Origin of the sequence: Micromonospora sp. NPDC048986 (genome assembly GCF_040649335.1) — a bacterium.
GTDB classification, from domain to species: domain Bacteria; phylum Actinomycetota; class Actinomycetes; order Mycobacteriales; family Micromonosporaceae; genus Micromonospora; species Micromonospora alfalfae.
The window spans coordinates 108,531-131,861 of record NZ_JBEZFJ010000014.1 but is presented as its reverse complement, the minus strand read 5'-3'; the positions used below and the strand labels follow the sequence as shown (position 1 = coordinate 131,861).

Annotated in this window: 16 protein-coding genes and 2 pseudogenes; 10 read left to right on the top strand and 8 right to left on the bottom strand. The window is 69.3% G+C overall.

Features of this window, described 5'->3' with window-relative positions:
- Positions 1 to 3: 3 nt before the first annotated feature.
- Positions 4 to 3,630, top strand: coding sequence for a methionine synthase (gene metH / locus AB0B94_RS26050; RefSeq protein ID WP_357285619.1), 3,627 nt, complete (start codon positions 4 to 6; stop codon positions 3,628 to 3,630).
- Between the two features lie 220 nt (positions 3,631 to 3,850).
- Here the strand turns inward: metH and AB0B94_RS26045 are convergent, their stop codons facing one another.
- Entirely contained in the window at positions 3,851 to 3,946 is a 96-nt protein-coding gene (locus tag AB0B94_RS26045; RefSeq protein WP_357285864.1) for an aspartyl/asparaginyl beta-hydroxylase domain-containing protein, read from the bottom strand.
- Positions 3,947 to 3,995: 49 nt separating this feature from the next.
- Between AB0B94_RS26045 and AB0B94_RS26040 the strand changes: the two genes are divergently transcribed.
- Entirely contained in the window at positions 3,996 to 4,169 is a 174-nt protein-coding gene (locus tag AB0B94_RS26040; protein WP_357285615.1) for a hypothetical protein, read from the top strand.
- An 11-nt stretch (positions 4,170 to 4,180) separates the two neighbouring features.
- On the opposite strand, the pseudogene AB0B94_RS26035 reads toward AB0B94_RS26040, so the two are convergent.
- From AB0B94_RS26035 to AB0B94_RS26025, 3 genes and pseudogenes are all read right to left on the bottom strand, one after another.
- Positions 4,181 to 4,537, bottom strand: a pseudogene (locus AB0B94_RS26035) (5'-methylthioadenosine phosphorylase); the annotation flags it as partial.
- Positions 4,538 to 4,615: 78 nt separating this feature from the next.
- Positions 4,616 to 5,164 carry a hypothetical protein gene (locus tag AB0B94_RS26030; protein WP_357285612.1) on the bottom strand — a complete coding sequence of 183 codons (549 nt, stop codon included), beginning with the start codon at positions 5,162 to 5,164 and terminating at the stop codon, positions 4,616 to 4,618.
- Positions 5,157 to 6,524, bottom strand: coding sequence for a molybdopterin-dependent oxidoreductase (locus AB0B94_RS26025; RefSeq protein ID WP_357285609.1), 1,368 nt, complete (start codon positions 6,522 to 6,524; stop codon positions 5,157 to 5,159). The genes AB0B94_RS26030 and AB0B94_RS26025 overlap by 8 nt, the downstream gene beginning before the upstream one ends.
- Positions 6,525 to 6,639: 115 nt before the next feature.
- On the opposite strand from AB0B94_RS26025, the gene AB0B94_RS26020 reads away from it, so the two are divergent.
- Positions 6,640 to 7,701 (top strand): NAD-dependent epimerase/dehydratase family protein, encoded by a 1,062-nt coding sequence (locus AB0B94_RS26020; protein WP_357285605.1) that lies wholly within the window; start codon positions 6,640 to 6,642, stop codon positions 7,699 to 7,701.
- Between the two features lie 24 nt (positions 7,702 to 7,725).
- Here AB0B94_RS26020 and AB0B94_RS26015 read toward each other — a convergent pair whose 3' ends face one another.
- Entirely contained in the window at positions 7,726 to 9,138 is a 1,413-nt protein-coding gene (locus AB0B94_RS26015) for a hypothetical protein (protein WP_357285602.1), read from the bottom strand.
- Positions 9,139 to 9,283: 145 nt separating this feature from the next.
- On the opposite strand from AB0B94_RS26015, the gene AB0B94_RS26010 reads away from it, so the two are divergent.
- From AB0B94_RS26010 to AB0B94_RS26000, 3 genes and pseudogenes are all read left to right on the top strand, one after another.
- Positions 9,284 to 9,958, top strand: coding sequence for a glycosyltransferase family 2 protein (locus AB0B94_RS26010; RefSeq protein WP_357285598.1), 675 nt, complete (start codon positions 9,284 to 9,286; stop codon positions 9,956 to 9,958).
- A pseudogene (locus tag AB0B94_RS26005) lies at positions 9,955 to 10,572 on the top strand (TIGR04282 family arsenosugar biosynthesis glycosyltransferase); the annotation flags it as partial. The gene AB0B94_RS26010 and the pseudogene AB0B94_RS26005, both read left to right, overlap by 4 nt.
- Before the next feature lie 239 nt (positions 10,573 to 10,811).
- Positions 10,812 to 11,477: a class I SAM-dependent methyltransferase gene (locus tag AB0B94_RS26000; protein ID WP_357285861.1), complete on the top strand. Its 666-nt coding sequence runs from the start codon at positions 10,812 to 10,814 to the stop codon at positions 11,475 to 11,477.
- A gap of 99 nt (positions 11,478 to 11,576) precedes the next feature.
- Here the strand turns inward: AB0B94_RS26000 and AB0B94_RS25995 are convergent, their stop codons facing one another.
- Positions 11,577 to 14,567, bottom strand: a complete 2,991-nt coding sequence (locus tag AB0B94_RS25995; protein WP_357285595.1) for a ricin-type beta-trefoil lectin domain protein — start codon at positions 14,565 to 14,567, stop codon at positions 11,577 to 11,579.
- A 316-nt stretch (positions 14,568 to 14,883) separates the two neighbouring features.
- On the opposite strand from AB0B94_RS25995, the gene AB0B94_RS25990 reads away from it, so the two are divergent.
- Positions 14,884 to 15,276 carry a nuclear transport factor 2 family protein gene (locus tag AB0B94_RS25990; protein ID WP_357285592.1) on the top strand — a complete coding sequence of 131 codons (393 nt, stop codon included), beginning with the start codon at positions 14,884 to 14,886 and terminating at the stop codon, positions 15,274 to 15,276.
- A 140-nt stretch (positions 15,277 to 15,416) separates the two neighbouring features.
- On the opposite strand, the gene AB0B94_RS25985 is transcribed toward AB0B94_RS25990, so the two are convergent.
- Both AB0B94_RS25985 and AB0B94_RS25980 read right to left on the bottom strand, forming a co-directional pair.
- Positions 15,417 to 16,064 (bottom strand): response regulator transcription factor, encoded by a 648-nt coding sequence (locus AB0B94_RS25985; protein WP_357285589.1) that lies wholly within the window; start codon positions 16,062 to 16,064, stop codon positions 15,417 to 15,419.
- Positions 16,061 to 17,488, bottom strand: a complete 1,428-nt coding sequence (locus AB0B94_RS25980; RefSeq protein ID WP_357285586.1) for a sensor domain-containing protein — start codon at positions 17,486 to 17,488, stop codon at positions 16,061 to 16,063. The genes AB0B94_RS25985 and AB0B94_RS25980 overlap by 4 nt, the downstream gene beginning before the upstream one ends.
- Positions 17,489 to 17,768: 280 nt before the next feature.
- On the opposite strand from AB0B94_RS25980, the gene AB0B94_RS25975 reads away from it, so the two are divergent.
- From AB0B94_RS25975 to AB0B94_RS25965, 3 genes are all read left to right on the top strand, one after another.
- A complete protein-coding gene (locus AB0B94_RS25975) occupies positions 17,769 to 18,893 on the top strand; it encodes a serine hydrolase domain-containing protein (protein ID WP_357285583.1) in 1,125 nt (374 codons plus the stop codon).
- A 234-nt stretch (positions 18,894 to 19,127) separates the two neighbouring features.
- Positions 19,128 to 20,342, top strand: coding sequence for a low temperature requirement protein A (locus AB0B94_RS25970; RefSeq protein WP_357285580.1), 1,215 nt, complete (start codon positions 19,128 to 19,130; stop codon positions 20,340 to 20,342).
- A gap of 186 nt (positions 20,343 to 20,528) precedes the next feature.
- Positions 20,529 to 23,306, top strand: coding sequence for a LuxR C-terminal-related transcriptional regulator (locus AB0B94_RS25965; protein ID WP_357285578.1), 2,778 nt, complete (start codon positions 20,529 to 20,531; stop codon positions 23,304 to 23,306).
- Positions 23,307 to 23,331: the final 25 nt, after the last annotated feature.

Here is a 23,331-nt window from a genome sequence, read left to right as displayed (position 1 = left end):
CGCTTGAGCGCGTTATCGAGCCAGAAAGACACCGCATCGTCGCTGCGGCAGCTGATGTCCCAGCGTGTTCTGGTGTTGGACGGCGCCTGGGGAACGATGTTGCAGGGCGCGCGGCTCACCGCCGCGGACTATCGGGGCGACCTGATTGTCGACCATCCGCAGGACGTCAGCGGTGATCCCGACCTGCTCAACCTCACCCGGCCGGACGTCATCCTGGACGTACACCGGCGGTATCTGGCCGCCGGCGCCGACATCACCACCACCAATACGTTCACGGCGACGAGCATCGGCCAGGCCGACTACGGGCTCCAGTCACTGGTTCGTGAGATGAACGTTCAGGGTGCGCGGCTGGCCCGGCAGGCGGCGGACGAGTTCGGTGGCCGGTTCGTGGCCGGCTCGGTCGGGCCGCTGAACGTGACGCTGTCGCTGTCGCCGCGGGTCGAGGACCCGGCGTATCGTGCCGTCGACTTCGACGGCGTGCGCGCGGCGTACGCGGAGCAGATCTCGGCCCTGGCCGAGGGCGGCGTCGACCTGCTTCTGATCGAGACGATCTTCGACACGTTGAACGCGAAAGCCGCCATCGCCGCAGCCCGTGAGGTCGCGCCGCAGCTGCCGCTGTGGATCTCCGTGACCATCGTCGACCTGAGCGGCAGGACGCTGTCGGGGCAGACCGTGGAGGCTTTCTGGCGCTCGATAGAGCGGGCCGATCCGCTGGTCGTCGGCGTGAACTGCTCGCTGGGCGCGGCCGAGATGCGCCCGCACGTCGAGGAGCTTTCCAAGATCGCCGGCACCTACGTGGCGTGTCACCCCAACGCCGGTCTGCCGAACGCTTTCGGCGGCTACGACCAGACGCCGGAGGAGACCGCCAGCCTGCTCGGCGAGTTTGCCGCGTCCGGCTTGCTCAACGTCGTCGGCGGCTGCTGCGGCACCTCACCGGAGCACATCGCCCGGATCGTCGCCGCCGTGGCCGGCACACCGCCACGGACGGTCGCCGCCCTGGCGGAGACCACCCGCTTCAGTGGGTTGGAGCCGTTCGCGATCGGACCCGACACCGGGTTCGTGATGATCGGTGAGCGCACCAACGTCACCGGCTCGGCCAAGTTCCGCCGGCTCATCGAGTCGGACAACTATCAGGGGGCGGTCGACGTGGCCCTGGAGCAGGTCCGCGGCGGCGCCAACCTGCTCGACGTCAACATGGACGCGGACCTGCTCGACAGCGAGCGCGCCATGACGACCTTCCTCAACCTCATCGCCACCGAGCCCGAGGTCGCCCGCATCCCAGTGATGATCGACAGTTCGAAGTGGACGGTCCTCGAAGCCGGCCTCAAGTGCGTGCAGGGCAAGGGCGTGGTCAACTCGATCAGCCTCAAGGAGGGCACTGAGGCATTCCTCGCTCAGGCCCGCCGGATTCACGACTACGGCGCCGGCGTGGTGGTGATGGCCTTCGACGAACAGGGCCAGGCCGACACCACCGAACGCAAGGTGTCCATCTGCGGTCGGGCCTACGATCTGCTGGTCGAGCAGGTCGGGTTCGCGCCGGAGGACATCATCTTCGACCCGAACGTCCTCGCGGTCGCCACCGGGATCGCCGAGCACAACGGTTACGCGAAGGCCTTCATCGACGCCCTTCCGCTGATCAAGGCGCGCTGCCCGGGTGCCCGCACCAGCGGAGGCATCTCCAACCTGTCATTCTCCTTCCGGGGCAACGACGTGGTTCGCGAGGCCATGCATTCGGCGTTCCTGTTGCACGCTGTCCGCGCCGGGTTGGACATGGGCATCGTCAACGCCGGCCAGCTCGCCGTGTACGCCGATATCCCCGCCGACCTCGTCGAACTCGTCGAGGACGTGATCTTCGACCGGCGCCCGGACGCCACCGACCGCCTGGTCGCCTTCGCGTCGACCGTTACCGGTTCCGGCACGAAGCGTGCGGTCGACCTGTCCTGGCGCGAGGCGCCGGTGCACGAGCGGCTGTCGTACGCGCTTGTCCACGGCATCGTCGACTTCATCGAACAGGACACGGAGGAGGCCCGACAGGGCCTCGCCCGACCCCTCGATGTCATCGAGGGCCCGCTGATGAACGGAATGAAGATCGTCGGCGACCTGTTCGGCGCCGGCAAGATGTTCCTGCCGCAGGTGGTCAAGAGCGCCCGGGTGATGAAGCGCTCAGTGGCCTACCTCGAACCGTTCATGGAAGCCGAGAAGGAGCAGGCCCGCCTGGAGGGCCGGATCGACCCGGGCCGCGGGCAGGGCAAGGTCGTGCTGGCGACAGTGAAGGGCGATGTGCACGACATCGGCAAGAACATCGTCGGCGTGGTCCTGGGCTGCAACAGCTACGAGGTCATCGACCTGGGCGTGATGGTTCCGGCCGGCCGGATTCTGGACACGGCCGTCGCCGAGGGCGCTGACGTCATCGGCCTGTCCGGCCTGATCACGCCATCGCTCGACGAGATGGTCGCAGTCGGCGCCGAGATGCAGCGCCGCGGCCTCAAGATGCCGCTGCTGATCGGCGGGGCGACGACATCGCGTCAACACACCGCCGTGCGCATCGCCCCCGCGTACGACGGCACAACAGTGCACGTGCTCGACGCGTCCCGGGTCGTCGGTGTGGTGTCCGACCTGCTCGACGATGGCCGGGCCCGCGAACTGGACCGCACCAACCGCGTCGAGCAGGAGCAGTTGCGCGAGGCGCACGCCAGCCGGCGCTCCCAGCCCATGCTCGGCTTGACTGAGGCTCGCGCCAACCGCGAGGAGGTCGACTTCAGCGACCTGCCGACCCCGGACTTCACCGGCCGGCGGACGGTCCAGCCCACCCTTCCCGAGCTGCGCGAGATGATCGACTGGCAGTTCCTCTTTCTGGCCTGGGAACTCAAGGGAAAGTTCCCGGCGATCCTGGACCAGCCGGTCGCCCGCGAGCTCTACGACGACGCCAACACACTGTTGGACAAGATCACGAAGGACGACTCCTTCCAGGCCCGAGGCGTCTACGGCTTCTGGCCCGCGCGCTCCGAGGGCGACGACATCGTCCTCGGCAACGGGGTGCGCCTGCCGATGCTACGCCAGCAGACGGTCAAACCGGCCGGCCGCGACAACCGCTGCCTGGCCGACTACGTGGCCCCCGAGGGTGACCACCTGGGCGGCTTCGCCGTGACCATCCACGGCGCCGACTCCCTGGCCGCGTACTACGAGGCCCAGCACGACGACTACCGCGCGATCATGGTCAAGGCGCTGGCTGACAGGCTCGCCGAAGCCTTCGCCGAGTACATCCACCTGAAGGCCCGCCGCGACTGGTTCGAACCAGACGCCATGCCGGACCTCGCCGACCTGCACGCCGAACGTTTCCGGGGCATCCGACCGGCGCTCGGCTATCCCGCCAGCCCAGACCACAGCGAGAAGCGGGAACTGTTCGACCTGCTGAAGGCCGACGAGCTCGGCATCGGCCTGACGGAGTCCTTCGCGATGACGCCGGCAGCCAGCGTCAGTGGGCTGATCTTCGCCAACCCGGCGGCGAAATACTTCACGGTGGGCCGGATCGGCAAGGACCAGATCGAAGACTACGCCGCCCGCCGCGCCACCAGCGTCGCCGACGTCGAGCGGTGGCTGCGACCCAATCTGGCCTATGAACCGTCCTGACTGGTGTGCCGGCTGGGAGGGAGCGCCCCGCCGTGCTGCGTGGCGGCGCCGCCGCAGCCTCACCGCGGCTCCCTCCCGCCGCCGCCCACCGGCGGCCGGGACATCGTTCAGGCAGCCAGACGATGAGGTTGCTACCACGAGACCGCCCGCAACTGTCGACTACCGCTTCACTCGAGCAACGCGCGGGTCACCGGAGCCGGGTGCGGCTGGGACGTTCGGGTTACCAGCCAGTCTGCGGCACGACGAGTCCGAGATGCGCGCGGTAAACGGTGGTAACCCATCCCTGATGGGGCTTGAGGTGGGTGCCGGGAGCCATGACGCGGGCCCGACGAGCGGAAGACCCGAAGACGACGGATACTCGCCTGATGACTGAACCTGACCTCGACCCCGAACAGTATCCGCCCATCGACCCGCGTGAACCGGTGCCCGACGACGCGAGCGTCCTCCTGCCCGGCACGCCGGACGAACTGCCAGAAGCCCCGGCCGAACCGATGCCGGACGACGGAGGCAACGCCGGCGGCGTACGCGAGCCGGCGTAGGCCCCGGTTCTGTTGATCAGTGCCGCACCGTCGTCGAAGTAGGTGCAGGCCCGTTCGCTGGTGCGGTCGACCAGCTGGTCGGGGAGGACGAGCGCCCCGGGGGCCAGTTCCGTGGTGAGCGATCCGACGGCGCAGGGTGCGCGGACCTGGCGTACCCCGAGCGCGCGCAGTGCCCAGCGGTTGGCCCGGTAGTTGATCCGGCGCGGGGACCGGAGGTCGGCCCCGTGCCGCGGCAGGAACGCCACAGCGCGGCCGTGGAGTTGTCCGACGGTGACCGGATCGGACGGGCGGCCGTACGGTGCGGAGAGCTCGACCGTCATGCCACCGTCCGCCAGTTGGTAGAGGCCACTGCCACTGCCACCGATCACCCCCACTGCGGCCTGGGGCAGTTCCGCGGGCCTCGTCATGCTCGTGCCCTCCCGGGTCAGCGACGGGAAGTCACCTGTTCAACGCGCCGAACCGTCGACCCGTCGCCAGCGGATCCGCCGCACGAGGTACCAAACGCCGCTGACCAGGAACAGCGTGGCGGTGATTGCCAGCCAGCGGGCCAGGTACGGGTGCTGGTCCTGACCGGTGGCCGCGAGATAGGTCTCCCGGCCCTGCCGCAGGATGCCGGGGAGGTACACCAGGAACAGCAGCCCGGTGGCGAGTGCCGGCACCCGGATGTGGTTCAGCGGGATTGGTCGGGATGGCGTATGCCCGGCTCGGCGAGGCAGCGGGTGGCGTGCAGCGGGCGGCTGACCATCCGTAGCGGCGTGGCCGGAGCGCCGGAGCGCACCGCGCAGCACCCGGTCGGCCGAAGCGTAGATCGGAAAGAGGACGAGGTCGTGGGCGACGGCCGCCCCGACGAACCAGAGCAGCATCCGGCCGGCAGTGGCCTCTTCGGCGATTCTCAGTGCTACCCAGCCGGTGAGGGTGAAGCAGGCGATCATGGCGACGAGGTGCTGAAGGGACGATCCGTAGGCCGCCCGGAATCGGGGGAGAGGCTCAGCCATCGGCGTCGGTCCGGAAGGTGATGTCGGCGACCCACTTCGTGCAGTGCACGCCGGGCAGAGCGGGAACGATCACCCGGGCGGGAAAGCCGTGGTCGGCCGAGAGGTCGGCGCCGTTGACCCGCAGGGCGAGCAGAGAGTCGGCGTCGAGCACCTGGTTGGCCTGGAGGATCGCCTGGTTGAACAACCCGGCCTTCTCCAGCGACCGCACCTGCGCCGACGCCGGATCGTCCACGCCGACCAGGGCGGCGAGGTCGCGCAGTCGTACACCTGACCAGGTTTGTCGTGTCGACCACCCCTCCACGCAGGCGATCGGCAGGCGGGCGGTGTGCTGGCCCATGGCCAGCAGGCGGGGACGGTCGAGGGTGACGAGACGGTCGCCGCCCCGCACTGTCAACCGCCACCGTTGCCCGGTCTCGTCTGGCCGGATACCTGCCGCGGCGGCGGTGCGGTTGATCGGAAAACCGTTCGGTCCGGTGCCGGGCTCACGTCCGCGTGGTAGCAGCAGTGCGGTGCGACGCCAGCGACCGTCGAGGCTCTGCCCGATCGTGAGGGCGCCGAGCAGCAGGGACAAACCACCGACCAGGGCTATCGCGCCGCGTCGGCTCATCGTCGGTGCGCCGGGTGCGGTGGCCACCAGGTCGTCCGGATCCTGTGGCTCCGGCCGGGTCGCGGTCAGCGGGGTACGCAGCTCGGCCCGACGTGGCTCGCGCCGCCCCGGTCGGCGGGGGTCCCGCAGGGCCGGCCGGGATCGGAGTGCGCCGACCAGCCGGGGCAGCTTCAGCGTCACATGTGCCACGAACGCTGCGATGAAGACCCACGCGCCGAAGTAGTGCGCGGTGTAGAAGTCGAAGCCGAACAGGTACGCGTACTGGATGTTGAGCAGACCGGTTGCGATCTCGAAGAGGATCCCGCCGACCAGCAGCAGCAGGGACAGCCGCTCCAGCACCTGGGCCAGCGAGCGGGCCGGTGGCCAGATGAAGAGCTTCGGGATCACCGACCAGAGCTTCGCCAACACCACGGGGATCAGGATGATGCCGAGCGTCACGTGCAGCCCCTGGGTGACCCGGAACAGCCAGGACGGCCGAGTCGGCCAGTCGAACGGCGGCAGCCGTAACCAGCCCACCTCGCGGGGTAGGGCCTGATCGAACCGGGGGCCGTAGGCGGCGTAGTCGAGTAGCCCGGTGATGATCACCAGCGGCAGCCCGACGAGGAGCACAGCGCCGTAGACGGCAGTGAGCCAGGGACCCCGCAGCGGGCTGCGCCAGCGGTCTCCGCGCAGACCGGGGATCGGTGGGGGGTGCCGCTCAAGGGCCCTCCACCACCGCTGGGGGAAACCCGTCTGCCGGTCCGTCACACCCATATCCCGCGACGCTAGACGCCGTGGGCGCCGAAGTTGGCGCATACCGGGATACCGATCGCCTGGCAGGCGGGTGATTCGACCCCACCCCGGCCGAGTGCGGTCTACGGTCTCCGGGATGCGGGTACTGCTCACCGGCGCGGCCGGTTTCATCGGATCGCAGATCGCCGACCTGCTCGTCGCCGAGGGCCACGACCTGGTGGCGCTCGACGCGCTGCTGCCTCAGGCACACGGCCGGGAAATCCCCGAATGGTCCCGGCGGCACGCCCCGGTGGTCGGTGACGTCCGGGACGCCCCGCTGCTGGACCGGCTTCTTCCCGGTGTGGACGTGGTGTGTCACCAGGCGGCGATGGTGGGACACGGACTGGATCCGTCCGACGCCCCCGACTACGTCAGCCACAACGACTACGCCACAGTGGTGCTGCTCGCCGCGATGCACCGGGCCGGTGTGACCCGGCTGGTGCTGGCCAGCTCGATGGTCGTCTACGGCGAGGGTCGGTACGTCTGCGCGACGCACGGCACCGTGCGGCCCGCCTCCCGTAGCGTCGCCGATCTGGCCGCCGGCCGGTACGAGCCGACCTGCCCGGACTGCGCGGGCACCCTCTCGCCAGCTCTGGTGCCCGAGGACGCGCCCCTTGAGCCGCGAAGCACGTACGCGGCCACCAAGCTTGCCCAGGAACACCTGGCCGCCGCGTGGGCGCGGCAGACCGGCGGGAGCGTCTGGGCGCTGCGCTACCACAACGTCTACGGCCCTCGGATGCCCCGGGACACCCCGTACGCGGGGGTGGCCTCGATCTTCCGATCCGCACTGGCGGAGGGTCTGCCGCCGAGGGTGCTGGAGGACGGCCGGCAGCGCCGCGACTTCGTCCACGTCACCGACGTCGCCAGGGCCAACCTGCTGGCGTTGACCGCCTCGCCACCGCAGGGCCTCGTGCCGGTCAACGTCTGCTCCGGCGAGCCGCACACGGTGGGTGAGCTGGCCGTCGCCCTCGCTGAGGCGATGGCCGGGCCGGCGCCGCAGATCGTCGGTGGCGGTCGGGCGGCCGACGTCCGACACGTGGTCGCCGACCCCCGGCGGGCGGCGAAGCTGCTCGGCTACACCGCCCGGGTGGGGTTCGCCGAGGGCGTGGCGGCCTTCGCCACCGATCCGCTACGGGAACCGGCCGCCCTCACCGCCTGAGACCGTCGCACTGCCGCCGGCGGATCAGGACACCGTCCACAGCAGGTGACTGACCCCGAGAGCGGTGGCCACCTGCCCAGCCAGCCACAACCGTTGGGCCGCCGGCGGCAGGTGCGCCGCGGCCACCAGCAGCCAGACCACGAACGGTAACCAGATCCGTTCCACCTCCGCCTTGCTCAGCCCGGACAGATCAGCAGCGACGACCGCCAGCACGGCGGCCAGCGGCAGCAGCACCGCCGGCCCGGCTCCCCGCAGGGCGTCAAGCCAGGCACTCATCCCGGCTCGGTCCGGCCCACGCCATCGCATCGCTACGGTTCGCGCCGGACCGGCCGACGCGAGCGCGCTCCTGCGCAGTGCGGGCCCGAGCGCCGGGCCCGCGCAGAGCAGCAGCGCCGCCATGTTCGCCCACACCCAGTAGCCGTACGGGCGATCCGCCGCCCAGCCCTGGTGATACCGCTCAACCACCAGGTGGTAGCCGTCCAGCCACCAGAAACCGGCCAACGTGAAGGTGGCAACCACCGCACCGGCACCGGCCAGTGCGGCGAGCATCGCCGGCCACCGGTCTCGCGGTCGCAGTGCCACCACCGCCAGGGCGAGGACGCCGACCAGCACGAGACCGTACGACAGGTAGAGCGCGCAACCGAGCAACAGCCCCCCGACCGCGGCGGCGGCCGGTCCCCGCACCGCCAGCAGGGCCAGCCCCGCCGCGACCACACCGGCGAAGATGCCGTCGGCCGAGACTCCCACCCAGATCGCGCCGGGCAGCAACACCAGGAACGGCAGCACCCGGCGGGCGGCTTCCTCCGCGCCGAGGGCCCGCAGCGTCACCGGCACCGACACGGTGACGGTCGCTCCGACCAGCACGCATGCCAGGGCGGCGACGGTGGGGCCGCCGAGGCCGATCCGGTCCAACCCGACGAAGAGCAGCAGCGCACCCGGTGGATGGCCGGCGGTGTGGGTGGACCACGCGTTGGGCTGAAAATCGAGGATCCGGGCGCTGAAGCCGGCCAGCATGGTCGTGATGTCGGTGACCCGGGGCACCTCGTGCAGATATTCGGCCTGCGGGGTGAGTCGCCGGGTGAGACCGGCCGACCAGCCGTCCACCAGCGCCAACGACATCGTCCACGCGACCGCCGCGAGGTGGGCCGCGACCAGCAGCCGGCCCCACCCGGCGGTCCGGGCCCACCGGACGCCCCAGCCGAGCACCACGGTGGCGACAAACAGCGCGGCCGGGGTACCCCAACCCGGGTGCGGACGCCAGGTGGCGTAGAGCGGCGCGGCGTCGGCGTGCAGACCGACACCGCGCGCGTTGAGCAACACGCCCACCGCCACCGCGACAGCCACCAACGCCACCTCGACGCCGAGCACCACCAGGTCGGCGTCGACGCGTCGGGCGGGCACGTCCGGCCCCCGGCGCACGGGCGCGAGCACTCTCATGACGACCGGACGGTACGGCCACCGCCGGCACCGTCGTGCGGGAACGCGCCGGACAGCACCGTTCGATGAGAGAGCGACGGTGGTATGGATGCGGATGGTCCGATTTCGCCCATCTCGGGTGGCTTGGCGTCCTAGCGTTTCCGGTATGCCATCACCGATCGACGTGGTACTGCCGTGTCTCGACGAAGCCGCGGCGCTACCCGGCGTCCTGACCGCCCTGCCGCCCGGTTACCGGGCGATCGTGGTGGACAACGGCTCCCGGGACGGCTCAGCGCAGGTCGCGGCCCGGCACGGCGCCCGGGTCGTCCACGAGACGCGCCGGGGCTATGGCGCGGCCGTACACGCCGGTCTGGAGGCGGCGCAGGCCGCAGTGGTCTGTGTGCTCGACGCCGACGGCTCCTTCGATCCGACCCAACTTCCGGCGCTGGTCGCGCCGGTGGCCAGCGGGTCGGCCGATCTGGTGGTCGGTCGTCGCCGGCCGGTCGCCGCCGGTGTCTGGCCGTGGCATGCCCGGGCCGGGACCGCGCTGGTCGCGGCGCTGCTGCGACAGCGGGGCATTCCGCTGCGCGACCTCAGCCCGATTCGGGTGGCCCACCGCGAGGCGCTGCTGGGCCTCGGCGTCACCGACCGCGCCTTCGGATACCCGTTGGAACTGCTCATCCGCGCCGCCGCCGCCGGCTGGCGGATCCGGGAACTCGACGTGCGGTACTCGCACCGCGCCGCCGGCACCCGGTCCAAGGTCTCCGGCTCGGTACGCGGCACGCTCCGCGCGACCCGGGACTTCGCCGGGGTCCTGCGCACTGTGGAGCGGTCGCGGTGACCGTCCTGCTGGTGATGGCGAAGGCACCCGTGCCCGGGGCGGTGAAAACCCGTCTCTGCCCACCGGCCAGCCACGTCCAGGCGGCCCGGATCGCCGCCGCGGCGCTGCTGGACAGTCTGGACACCGTACGCGCCACGCCCGGCGTCACACCCGTCCTCGCCCTGCACGGTCGGCTGGCCGACGCCGAAGAAGCCGCCGAGCTGACCGCGGCGATTGCCGGCTGGCAGCTCCTGCCGCAGCGCGGCACCGACCTCGGCGATCGTCTCGCCAACGCTTACGCCGACGTGGCGGATGCCTACCCGGGTCGACCCGTGCTGCAGATCGGCATGGACACGCCACAGGTGACCCCTGCGCAACTCGACGCGGCAGTCCATCGCCTCGCCCTGACCGACGCCGTGCTCGGCCCAGCCATCGACGGCGGGTGGTGGGCCCTGGGTCTGCGCGATCCCGGCCACGCCGCCGTGCTGACGGCGGTGCCGATGTCCACCGCACTGACCGGGCACCACACCGGGACGGCCCTGCGCGAGCGGGGCCTGCGCGTCGAATCCCTGCCCCTGCTTCAGGACGTCGACGAGTGGGCTGACGCGCTGGCGGTAGCCGCGGCGACGCCCGCCGATGCGTCGGTATGTCCGTCCGGAGGGATTGCCGCCGGTTGTTCAGGGTGGGCCCCGCCGGGCCTGCCCGGCCAGCCCGAGGGCCAGGAACCCGCCCATCTGGAGGCCCGCCCGGCGGGGCACGCCAGTGGCATCCGCTTCGCCCGCCAGGTTGCGGCGGTTCGGCGCAGCCTGACGCCCGGGATCCCACGGTGAGCCGCGCCGTCCGGGTCAGACCGACAGAGGCGTTCGGCAGCGCGTTGCGGCGCCGCACCGACGACCACTGGTTGGTGCACTGCGACAACGGTTGGCGCAGCCGCCTGCCGGTACGTCGGTGGCACGGCCCGGCCGAACCGGCGGTGGCCGCACTCGTCGACAGGTGCGCCGGCCCGACTCTCGATCTGGGCTGCGGTCCAGGCCGGCTCACATTGGCACTCACCCGGGCCGGGCTGACAGCGGTCGGGGTCGACATTTCCGCGCAGGCTGTCCGGTTGACCCGGGCCCGAGGCGCGGTCGCCCTCCAGCGGGATGTCTTCGCCGCACTGCCCGCCGAGGGACGCTGGGCGCATGTGCTGTTGATCGACGGGAACATCGGCATCGGCGGTGACCCCGGCGTCCTGCTCGGCCGGTGCCACGATCTGCTACGCCCTGGAGGCACCGTACTCGTCGAACTCGAACCACCGGGTCCCGGACTGTGGCGCGGTCGGGCCCAACTGGCCGTCCAGGCCGTCGGCGGTGGATCGCGGCTCGGGCCACCCTTTCGGTGGGCGCGCCTCGACACGATGGCGGTCGCCGCAGTGGCGTCGGCTGCCGGCTTTACGGTCCGCGAGGTGTTCCACCTCGACTGCCGCTGGTTCGGCGAGTTGACCGCACACGGCTCGGGCGTGCTCGACCCTCGAAGCGGACATCCGGTCGTGGATCGCTGACTGGAACAGCGACCCACGACCGTTCATCCGGACCAGGACCGCCGAGGAGATCCTCAAGTCACTCGCACAATTCTGTGGGCGAGCGTCCCGCGCGACGCACTAGCTCCGCTGACTCCACTGCTGGTTGCTGCCACCGTGGCAGGCCCACAGATGGATGAGGGTGCCGTTGGCGGTGCCGGAGGCACTAGCGTCCAGGCACAGCCCCGACTGCACCCCGGTGATGGTGCCGTTGGAATTCAGGTTCCACTGCTGGTTGGCCTGGCCATTGCAGTCCCAGATGATTGCCTTCACGCCGTTGCTGGTACCTCCGCCGTTGGCGTCCAGGCACTTGTTGCCGTAGACGATCAGCTGCTTGGCCGAGGTGTAGGTCCAGCGCTGGTTGCTGCCCCCGTGGCAGTCCCACAGTTGTACCTGCGCGCCGTTGGTCGTGCTCGTACCAGGCGCGTCCACACATCGACCCGACGGACCGCCGACGATCTGGACGGTCGGCACATTCTGCGATCCGGAGATGCGTAGGTCGCTGACGACGTTGATGGCCCGCTGCGTGCGGTCGTGCGACGTGGTGAAAGTGCCTCCGTCCTGCGTGGCGCTGGCACCGGTCAGCGTTACGGATGAACCGATCTGGACGAAGTTGGCACCGTCGTAGGAGTAGTAGGCAGTGGCCTGGTTCCCACTTCGGGTGAGCTTGACCCAGACCGGGCGGTACGTGTCGACGCTCGCCTTGGATTCGCTGTCGACGTACCCATCGCCGTTGGAATCCCACTCGAAGAGGACCCCGTTCGTCCTCGTGACAGCGACCAGCGCATAGCCGTTGGAGGATCCCGGCCTCGTCATGTCGTTGCGGATCATCACGCCGGTCTTGGCGTAGGCATGGGAATCGTTCAACGAGTCGACCTTGGCGCTCACGCTCGTGCCCGAGGTGACGGAGTTGTCCTGGTAGATCGCCCCGAACTCGTCACCAGTGCCGCTCCAGACATCAGCGCCGGCGGCAGAGAGGGCGAAACGCGAACCTGACTGGGCGAAGAACGAACTGGCCGCGGATGTCGCAGTAGTGAGATAGGGGGCAGCAACGGGCGAACCGGTCTGACCGCAGGTGCCGTTGGGCGCGAACAGGTTCCCGTTGAGTTCCGTTCGGCGCTGCGCCGCGACGCCGGCCTCACAGATCACGGCCTGGGCGCCGGCCGGCCACGCCGTGCCGGAGACCTGAATGTTGCCGGTGACCTGATTGTTGTGCAAGGCCGCGTCCGGAATCTGGGCACCACCGGAGTTGTACCAGTTACCGGTAATCATGTTGTCGCTTGTGTTGTGCGCCGTCCCGTAGGAGTTCGTGAACACCCATGGGCTGGAGCCCTGGAGGACGTTGTTCCGGTAATTTGTGTAACGCGTGCCCTCGTCGAGGTAGAGCCCGACGCCGGACACGTTGTAGAGGTAGTTCTCCTCAAGGACCGTGCCGGGACTGGCGGACAGGTTGTACACCGAGCCGCCGTCGTGGAACCTGGCCTTCGTGTTGTGCACCAGGTTGTTCGCTACGTAGTTGTCGCGCAACGTCGTTGGAGTCGTGTAACGCGTGCTGTAGTTGTAGTAACCGCGGTTGGCATATTCGTTCGAGCCACCGGGGTCATGGCTGCCCCATCCGTACCCGGTGTCGATCGCGTCGTAGGCAACGTTCGCGACTTCGTTACGGACGATGCGCGCGTTGGTGACGTAGGTACTCAGGATGCCAGAGTTGTCCTTGTAGTCGACGGCCACCCGATTGACGGTGTTGTCCTCGATGCGGACATTCTTGTTGACCATGCGCTGATCGCTGGGGTGGTGGGCGTCGGGCTGGATTCCGCCGACGGCGATACCGTGACCGGAGACCTCCGTGAACTTGTTACCGATCACGTCGATGTCGCTCGCGCCCAGGCCGACCCCGGACACCATCGCGTTCGCGTCCTGACCGATACCGAGCGCCGACTGACCCAGGTTGGCAAAGGTGTTGTCGGTGAAGGCGATGTTGTTAGCCGCCGACACCTGGACGGCGGCGGGCTCCTGAAGCCACGTGTTCCGTGCCCGCTCGAACGCCGTGCAGCCGCGTGCGCAGCTGGTGAAGGCGTCGCTCGGCCGATAGCTGTACGTACCCTTGAGGAAGGTGCCGTTCTGTTGGTTGGCGTAACCTTCTACCGAGGAGGGCCCCAGCCAGGACGTCCCCGAGAACTTGATACCCCGGAACGCGAGGTTCGAGACCGGGTTGCTGTAGGTGCCGCCGATGCTCAGCAGGCTCTGCAGGCGGGGCAGCTCGATGTCAAGCTGGTCGGGGTGGACCCCCGGCGCAGGCTTGTAGTACAGCCTCCCCGCAGCGGGATCGATATACCACTGCCCGACTGTGGTCAAGAAGCGCAGAGAATTCCCGAGGAAGTAGGTCGGCCCCCCGATCAGGGAACTCTGCACGGTGTCGTAGCCCCAGGTGTTGTTGTTCCATCCCGGCTGAGCCATCGTGATCACGTTTCCGCTGATGCTGGCGACCTGAGCATAGCGATTAGTGAATGCGGCGATGCTCTCGAACTCGATGCGGTTCTGCTGAGGCAGGGTGCTCAGGTAGTTCAGAGCGGAGTTGTTGACCCTCATCCCGGTCGCCGTCAGCGTGATGTCGGAGTTGTTGAGCTTGATTGCCGCGCGGGATGCGCTGACGCCGTTCACGTACAGCTGCCGCGTTTCGAGACCCACCGGGACGTTCGCGACGTAGATGTTCGACGCGGCGTCGTGCAGCGACCATCCGGAGACGTCGAGCGCGCCGGTGATCAGCGGGGTGGCGCCGGGGGCTGCGGTCCACAGGACGGTCCCGCCGCGACCGCCATCCTCCGCGCGGAACTGGAGTGGGCTGGAGATCCGGTACGTCCCCGCGGCGAGCTGCACCGTGACGTCGCCAGCGGGCGCCGATCGAACCTGGGCTTGTGCTTGCCCGATGCTGCACGGCGCCGACGCCGAGCAGGCCGTCCCGGAGCCCGCTGGCGCCGCGTAGATGGCTGTCGCTGCGTACGCCGGTTGCGCCACGACGACTGCTGCAGTAGTCGCGACCGCTGTCGCAATCACGCCGGTCACGATCTTCACAGTCTTGGCGGACGGTGTAGATCTTCGCGAGGTGCGGTTGAAGGCTGGAGCCACAGTGGTTCCTTCCATCCGAGATGGACGACGGGCAGGGTGCAGCGGCGTTGGACCGTCATGCGGTGGAAACGCACGCGACATTCATGACCCGGATCACATCACACGTATGACGTCCTAGCAATACTGGTCGCCGGGGCAGTAGGCAGGCCCGCGCACACCACCACGGCGAGCAACTGCGGCGCGGACAGGTGCAGGACCAGCCCGCCACCGGACGGCCAAGCGCCGATCGACCGGCGGCCGGGAAACCCCGTACGCTGGCACAGTGATCGACTTTCGCGCGGCGGTTGAAGCACGCGATGCGGACGCCATGGCGGCGGCCCTGGCCGACGATGTGGTTTTCCGCAGCCCGGTGGCGTTCAAGCCGTATCCGGGCAAGGCAATCACCGCGGCGATCCTGCGCGGTGTGCTGCGGGTCTTCGAGGACTTCCGGTACGTCCGCGAGCTGAGCGGTGACGGGGATCGCGATCACGCGCTGGTATTCGAGGCGCGGATAGGCGAGGTCGCCGTCGAAGGTTGCGACTTCCTACACCTGGACGAGAGCGGCCTGATCGATGAACTCACGGTCATGATTCGCCCGCTGTCCGCCGCGCAGGCCCTGGCCGCCGCGATGGCCGCCCAGTTCGCGCAGATCCAGCGCGAGGCCATCGCCGGCTAGCACGTCCACCGAACAGCTGGACTGCGTGAGCCTGAGCGTTGCGCCACGCCTCGTCGGTCGTGAGGCACCGGGTCGCGTCGCCTCGCGGACACCGACAATTACTCCGCGTACCGGGCTGGTGATTTCCCCGGAGTGCTTGGTCAATTGAGGTAGCGCAGGACCGCGAGGACGCGACGGTTGTCGGCCTCGCCGGCGGGGAGGCCCAGCTTGCCAAAGATGCTGGTGACGTGTTTCTCCACGGTTCCGTCGCTCACCAGGAGCGCGCCGGCGATGCCTGCGTTCGACCGCCCTTCTGCCATGAGCGCGAGCACGTGGCGCTCGCGGGCGGTAAGTGTCGCTACGCCGTCGGCGCGGCGGCTGGCCCGCAGCAGTCGGCCGACGATCTCAGGGTCCAGCGCCGTGCCGCCCGCGGCGACCCGCTCCAGCGCGTCGGCGAACTCGGCGACGTCGGCCACCCGTTCCTTCAGTAGGTAGCCGGCACCTGCCGCATTGCCCTCCAACAGCCGGGAGGTGTACTTGGTCTCGATGTACTGCGACAGCATCAGCACACCGGTGCGGGGATGCTGCTGGCGGATCTCGAGTGCGGCGCGAACTCCCTCGTCGGTGTGCGTTGGCGGCATCCGGATGTCGACCACCACCACGTCGGGCTGATGCTCGGCCACCGCGGCCAGCAGCGCGTCCCCGTCGCCCACGGCAGCGCACACCTGGTGGCCGCGGTCCTCGATCAACCGAGTGAGCCCCGCCCGGAACAAAGCCGCATCCTCGGCGATGACGACCCGCGTATTCATGCGCGGAACGGTAGCTCGACGGCGATCCTCGTTGGGCCGCCAGGTGGGCTCGTGATGGTGAGCCGGCCATCCACCACGGCGACCCGAGACGTCAGCCCGCGCAGGCCACTGCCCCGACCCGAGTCGACACCACCCGTGCCGTCGTCGGTCACGCTGAGCAGCAGCACGTCCCGATGTTCGACAACCCGGACGGCGATCGCGTCGGCGAGGCTGTGCTTCGCCGCGTTGGCCAGCAGTTCGGCAGCGCAGAAATACGCGATGGTCTCGATCGCAGGAGCGGGCCGGACCGGGAGGTCGACCTGCAGCTCGACCGGAATCGCGCTGTCGGCGGCCAACGACGCGAGGGCGTCCGCCAGCCCGTTGTCGAGCACCGGCGGGTGGATCCCGCGGACCAGGCCGCGCAGCTCGCCGAGCGCATCCTTGGCACCCCGGATGGCGGCGTCGACCAGTTCGCGGGCAGCCGCCGCGTCGGGAACCTCTCCGCCGCTGCCGAGCTTCTCCCGGGCCATACCCAGGTTCATGGCCAAGGTGGCCAGCCGGATCTGCGCGCCGTCGTGCAGGTCCCGCTCGAGCCGACGCAGCATCGCGGCGGAGTCGTCAACGGCCAGCGCCCGGGTCAGCTCCAGGTCGTGGACCCGCTGTGCCAGCCGCCCAGGCCCGAGCAAACCCTGGATCAGCCAGGCGTCGACGGACGTAACGGCAGTGGTAATCCACGGGGCGACCAGCAGCATCGCCGCTCCCGCCGCGGCGGCGGCGAACGTGCCGGGAAAGGTCGCGACGCGGAACGTGCCCTCGCCGAACAACCCGAACGGCGTGAACACCGGCACCGGACTCAGCTGCACCCCCGGCGGATGGTTACGGAACGCCCCCCACAAGAGCGGGTAACTCAGGTTGACCAGCCCGCCGACCCAGAAGAACACGGCGTACAGCTCGACCAGGCCGACCGGCAGCTTGGCCAGCTGATAGGCCATGACCCGCCAGCCTGCCCCGTCCCCGGGGCCCGGCCCGGACCAGGCCCGACCGCCGGGGCGCCGCCGCGCCGGCGGCGGCTCCCCGACTCGCGTCCCGAGCAGCCGGGTCGCGAGCAGGCGCTGCAGTGAGCCGAGCCTCCGGGCCACCGTTGTCGACACCAGCAGGACGAGCAGCAGTCCCTGGCAGGCACAGGCGATGGCCATCTCGCCCACCGACGGGTTACCCCGCCCGCCGTCGACGACGAACCAGATGATGTCCACTGTGAGAACGAAGAGCACCAGTGGATTGACGAGCGTGAACGGCAGCCCGGCCAGGCAGAATGACAGCTCGCGAAGCTGTCGTCGGGTGAACGGCGCTCCGACCGCCGCGCGGGCCACCGCCCACGTCCTCCTGCCCCGACCCTGGCCGCCGGACGATGCGTCCGCTGTCGGTGCCGTCACCGGAGGGTCCATGCCGCCATTGTCCTACCCTGCCCGGCCCTCATTCTGCTCACGATTCCCACCTGTCAAGCGCGGATGGTCGCGCCCAGACCCAGACCGAGCAGCCCGACCAGGCGGTGACCGCCCCCGGTCACCACCACCGCGCGCAGCACGCCGGGCCGGCCGCGCGAGGGCCGGACTGGGGGAAACCCCCCAGTAGAAGACGGCTGTCAGCCGGGTCCCGCAAGGGCGGTCGCCTGCCTAGCGTGATCTTCGGTAAACACCGACGAGCGGAATTGCTCAAGGAGGCCGTATGAAGCGTGTGCTCCGGTCCATGACGATCGCGACGACAGTGCTGGCGGTGATTGCCGTCCCGGCCGCTGCCACTGCCGTGCCAGCGGAGAGGGATCGCGTCGAACTGCAGCGTCGGCTGAACGATGTCGTGGCCGCCGGCACGGTGGGCGCGCTGGCGGAGGTGCGCGACCAGCACGGCATCTGGCAGGGCGGCAGCGGTGTGGCCGAACTGGGTACCACGAGGGCGGTCCCGGTTGACGGTCGAGTCCGGGTGGGCAGCATCACGAAGACGTTCATCGCCACCGTCGTCCTGCAGCTTGTCGGTGAAGGTCGGCTGCGGCTTGACGACAGTGTCGAATCGCGGCTGCCCGGAGTCGTTCCCGACGGTCACCGCGTTACCGTGCGCCATCTGCTCAACCACAGCAGCGGGTTGTTCGACTACGTCCAGACACTGCCGATGCCGCCCGAGCCTGAGTTCCTGAGCAACCGATGGCGGACCTGGACCCCGGCCGAACTCGTCGGGCGGGCGGTGTCCAACCCGCCGACGTCTGACCAGCCGGGTGCGGCCTACGCGTACTCGAACACCAACTATCTTCTGCTCGGCCAGATCATCGATAAGGTGACCGGCCGGCCATACCGCGAAGAGGTCGAACACCGGATCATCCAGCCGTTGCGGTTGCGCGACACCGCAGCGCCAGGGACGTCGCCGCAGATCCGCGGACCGCATCCGCACGGCTACGTGCCGACACAGCAGGACGGCGAGATGGCGCTTCTCGACTACACCCGGATGAATCCGTCGGTGTTCGGCGCAGCTGGTGAGATGATCTCCACACCCACTGATCTCAATCGGTTCTTCGCCGCACTGCTGGGCGGGCGTCTTCTGCCGCGTCGCCTTCTCGCCGAGATGAAGACACCCGCTGTCAAGGGCGGTGGTTACGGGCTCGGACTGTCGTGGCGAGACACCACGTGCGGAATCCGGGCGTACGGCAACGACGGCGGCACCCTGACGTACCAATCCTGGTCATTTTCCACTGAGGACGGGCGCCACCAGGTGACCGTCGCGCTGACGCCCAACTTCCGCGGGGAGTACGCCGACGTCTTCGCCGCGGTCGACGCGCTCCTGAACGAGGCGCTCTGCGTCTGACCAGTCAGCACCTCTCGACGACAGGACTCCCCGGGTCGACACGGTCGGCGGACAGCCGCTGCCCGACGACCCGGGGAATCGACACAGCACGGCCCCCGCCACGCCGCTATCCGCAAAGATGAAGCGATTTTCCGAGTTGGCGCCTCTTGGTCGTTGAGTGGGCATCTCATCAGTGAGTGGCGCGGTGACGTGGTACGACTGCTTCAGCAACAAGCCGACGAAGCGGGCGGACGGGTGACGACGAACAGAGTGGCCAGTCTGCTGCGCAGACGTGAGAGTCCGCAGCGGCCGACCTTTCTGGAACTGTTCTTCGACCTCGTGTTCGTCTTCGCCCTCACCCGGATAGTGCACGAGTTGGTGCTGGACTACACCAGGGGCCACGTCGCGGAGAGGCTGACCACGTCCCTCGCGGAGAACGGCGAGACGCTGCTGCTGTTCCTGGCGGTCTGGTGGATCTGGACCCAGACGGCATGGGTGACGAGCAGATTCGATCCGTTCCAGCCGGCAATCCAGTTCGTCGTCCTCGCGACGATGTATGGGAGCCTGCTCCTGGCGGTCGCGATTTCGGGGGCTCTCGCCGATACCGGCCTGCTCTTCGCGAGCACCTACGTCGCGATCCAGGTGGGCCGCACCCTCTTTTTCGCGCTCATCGTGCGGGGTCACAACCTTCGCCGCGTCAACACGCTGGCGCTGGTCTGGTTCGGCACGTCGGCAGTGCCGTGGCTCACCGGCGCTTTCGCGCCGGAGGCGACGCGCAACTCGCTGTGGACGCTGGCCTTGGCGATCGACTACCTCGGGGCCAGAATCGGCTGGCCGGTTCCGGGGCTTGGTCGCTCACGGGTGTCCCCGTGGTCCGGCGCGGGCGATCACCTGGCCGAACGATACTGGCAGCTCGTCATCGTCGCCCTCGGGGAGACGATCCTGACCTCCGGATCGAGCCTTCTGCGCGGCCCGATCGTGCCCGAACGGACAATGGCCCTCACCGTGTCGTTCCTCATCACGGTGTTGCTGTGGCGGATCTACTTCTACCGAGCCGGTCAGATCCTGGGCGAGGCCATCTCGGCATCCGGCGACCCCGGCCGGGTCGGCCGGTTGGCCGAGCTCGCTCACCTGCTCATGGTGGCGGGCATCCTCGCTGCCTCAGCCGGCTCTGAACTCACCCTCATAGATCCCACCGGAGACGCCAAGCCCGCCTGGGTCGGGGCCATCCTCGGCGGTCCCGCGCTCTTCCTCGCCGGGCGCTCACTGTTCGAGTACGTGGCCTTCGCCCGGGTGTCGCGGCCACGGCCGATCGGGATCCTGGTCCTCGCGGCCATGGCGCCGGTGATGGTCGGCCGGCCGCCCCTCGTCGTCGCGCTGGCAGCTGTCGCCGTCCTGCTCGGCATCGCCGTCTCGGACACGATCCGCGCTCACGGACGCCCCCTGGAGCAGCCCTCGCCGCCACGCTGACCTGTGCCTGTCGCCTCACCGATCAGAGTCGACGTAGACGAACAGGTACCGCTGACGGCTCTGTTGCACTGCCGGCCCCGATCGGATTGTTGGCAGCTGACCCCCAGGTCATCGAAATGGGGATTGTCGGTGGGGTTGGCCACCGCGCCTGCTCAGCGACTACGTCCCCGACTAGGGTTTATGACGATGTTTCCCCAGAACGGCCACGATGCGGCCATGAGCAGGCGAAGACGGCGCAACGTGCTGTTGGACAGGAGCGTCGAACGCGCGGCGCTCGACCAGCTCCTCGCCGGTGGGCGTGTCGGAGTCAGCGGAGCCCTCGTCCTTCGGGGTGAGGCGGGGATCGGCAAGACCGCGCTACTGGATTACGCCCTGGCCCAGGCCGGGGATTGCCGCGTCGTCCAGGCCGTCGGGGTGGAGGCCGAAAGCGAATTCGCGTTTGCCGGCCTGCATCAGATCTGCGCGCCGGTCCTGGATCGCCTCGGGCGGCTGCCTGCTCAGCAGGGCCGCGCGCTGAGCACCGCGTTCGGTCTGAGCGCTGGTGAGGCACCGGACCTTTTCATGGTTGGCCTGGGCGTACTGGGCCTTCTTGCCGGCTTCGCCGACGAACAGCCGGTCGTGTGCATCGTTGACGACGCCCAGTGGCTGGACCAGGCTTCGGCCCAGGTCCTCGGCTTCGTTGCCAGGCGGCTGAGAACCGAGTCGCTGATCATGATTTTCGCGGTGCGCGGCGACCTCGACACTGACGACATGCCGGAGCTGAAGGGCTTGCCGGTCCTGACCGTCACCGGCCTGTCCGACGACGATTCGCGGGCGTTGCTCGCCTCCACGTCTGTCGGGCGGGTCGACGAGAGGGTGCTCGACCGCATCATCGCCGAATGCCACGGAAATCCCTTGGCGCTCACCGAACTGCCCCGTGGCTTCACCGCTGCCGAGTTGAGCGGCGGCTTCGGAATCTTCAACCACAGTGCTCTGCCTCGCCGCATCGAGGAGAGCTTTCGGCGGCAGATCGTCGCGCTCCCTCCGGACGCCCGAGCGTTGCTCCTGGTCGCCGCCGCCGAACCCCTCGGGGATCCCGTGCTGGTATGGGGCGCTCTCACTCGGATGGGCGTACCCGTGGAGAGTCATCTCGCTGCCTCCCGGTGCGCCGCGGATTTCGTGGATCTCGGCTTCGGGGTGCGGTTTCGGCACCCCCTGCTGCGCTCGGCGGTCTACCGAGCCGCCAGCGAAACGGAGAGGCGTCAGGCGCATGCCGCGCTCGCCGACACGATGGAGCCCAGTACGGATCCGGACCGGCGAGCCTGGCACCGGGCGCAGGCAGCCGCGGGACCCGACGAGGACGTAGCGACCGAGTTGCAGGCATCGGCGGCGCGGGCGCAGACCCGTGGCGGGTTCGCGGCGGCCGGAGTGTTCCTGGAACGAGCCGCGGAACTGACCCTGGACCCGCCACGGCGGGCTTCGCGGCTGTTGGCGGCGGCGCAGGCCCGACATCTGGGCGGTGCTCCGGACATCGCGCAGCGCCTGCTCGCCTTGGCCGAGGCCGACCATGCGTCCGAGCTCGACCGGGCACGCGCGGACCTTCTGCGGGCCGACATCGCCTTCACTGTCGACCGAGGTCGCGAAACGGCGGATCTCTTCCTCAGGGCGGCTTCGCGGCTCGAGCCGCTGGACGTCGGTCTCGCCCGGAGCACCTATCTCGACGCCCTACGCGCGGCCTGGTACGCCTCAGACTCCGGCAGCAGCGGCACCCTGCGAGATGTGGCCCGGGCGGCCGCTGCTGCGCCGGTTGCCACAGCGCCAGCGCGACCGTCGGACCTTCTCCTGGACGGTCTCGCCGTGCGCTACACCGCGGGCTTCGCGGCTGCTGTGCCGAAGATGAAGGAGGCACTGAAGGCGTTCCAGAACCCGGGTCTGGCGAACGAGGAGGCCCTTCGGTGGATGTGGTTCGCCAGCTCGATCGCTACGGACCTCTGCCAGGACGAGGCGGCAGACGCGCTCACTGGCAGCTACGTCCGACTGGCGCGTGAGAGCGGGGCGTTGGCCGACCTTCCCTTGGCGCTGACGACACGCATTCTCATGCACCTTTTCGCCGGCGACCTGTCCGAGGCATCCGTACTGATCATGGAACTCGACGATGTGGCGGATGGAACCGGGATTCCAGTGCCGAGCTACATGGCTCTGCTGCTCGCCGCGTGGCGCGGTGACGAGGCGCGGACCCTCGAATTGGCTGCTGTCAGCACCGCCGACGCCCGCCGACGCGGTGAGGGGCTCGCCCCGGCGATCGTCGGATGGGCCCAGGCGCTGCTCTACAACGGCGTGGGCCGGTTCGATGAGGCGCTGAGCGCAGCTCAGCTGACGATCCAGTCGAGCCTGGAACCCGGGGTGTTGACCGGTGCGCCGCTCGTCGAGCTGATCATCGCCGCCGCCCGCAGCGGACAGCCCGAGCTCGGGGCCGACGCGTTGGACCGGCTGTCAATCTCGACGCAGGCGTGCGGTACCGACTGGGCGCTCGGTATGGAGGCGTGCTGCCGCGCCGTCCTGACCAACAGTGCGGGGGCGCAGGACCTGTACGTCGAGGCGATCGAGCGACTCAACCGTACGAAGATTCGACCGCTGACGGCACGCGCCCACTTCTACTACGGCGAGTGGTTGTGGGAGCTGGGTCGACGCGACGATGGCCGCGAGCGGCTTCGGACGGCCTACGACATGTTCACCGCGATGGGCATGGAGGCGTTTGCCGCCTCAGCCGCTCATCGCCTTGGAATGAACGTCCGTCAACGGCCGAGTAACGACGGCGGCCCGCTGACACCACAGGAGACCCACATCGTCAAGCTGGCCCGGGAAGGGCTCTCGAATGCGGAGATCGGAACCCGCCTGTTTATCAGTCCACGGACTGTCGAGTGGCACCTGAGTAAGATCTTCGCCAAGCTGGGCATAACCTCGCGGCGTCAATTGCGTCGCTGAGCCGAGGACGGCAGCGGCATTTCCC

Bases quoted from the DNA above. Each gene is read 5' to 3' on its own strand.
- AB0B94_RS26030 (WP_357285612.1), bottom strand. From the start codon at position 5,164: ATGGCTGAGCCTCTCCCCCGATTCCGGGCGGCCTACGGATCGTCCCTT.
- AB0B94_RS26010 (WP_357285598.1), top strand. From the start codon at position 9,284: ATGCCATCACCGATCGACGTGGTACTGCCGTGTCTCGACGAAGCCGCG.
- AB0B94_RS25985 (WP_357285589.1), bottom strand. From the start codon at position 16,064: ATGAATACGCGGGTCGTCATCGCCGAGGATGCGGCTTTGTTCCGGGCG.
- AB0B94_RS26025 (WP_357285609.1), bottom strand. From the start codon at position 6,524: ATGGGTGTGACGGACCGGCAGACGGGTTTCCCCCAGCGGTGGTGGAGG.
- AB0B94_RS25965 (WP_357285578.1), top strand. From the start codon at position 20,529: ATGTTTCCCCAGAACGGCCACGATGCGGCCATGAGCAGGCGAAGACGG.
- AB0B94_RS25980 (WP_357285586.1), bottom strand. From the start codon at position 17,488: ATGGACCCTCCGGTGACGGCACCGACAGCGGACGCATCGTCCGGCGGC.
- AB0B94_RS25975 (WP_357285583.1), top strand. From the start codon at position 17,769: ATGAAGCGTGTGCTCCGGTCCATGACGATCGCGACGACAGTGCTGGCG.
- AB0B94_RS26040 (WP_357285615.1), top strand. From the start codon at position 3,996: ATGACTGAACCTGACCTCGACCCCGAACAGTATCCGCCCATCGACCCG.
- AB0B94_RS26020 (WP_357285605.1), top strand. From the start codon at position 6,640: ATGCGGGTACTGCTCACCGGCGCGGCCGGTTTCATCGGATCGCAGATC.
- AB0B94_RS26015 (WP_357285602.1), bottom strand. From the start codon at position 9,138: ATGAGAGTGCTCGCGCCCGTGCGCCGGGGGCCGGACGTGCCCGCCCGA.
- AB0B94_RS26045 (WP_357285864.1), bottom strand. From the start codon at position 3,946: ATGGCTCCCGGCACCCACCTCAAGCCCCATCAGGGATGGGTTACCACC.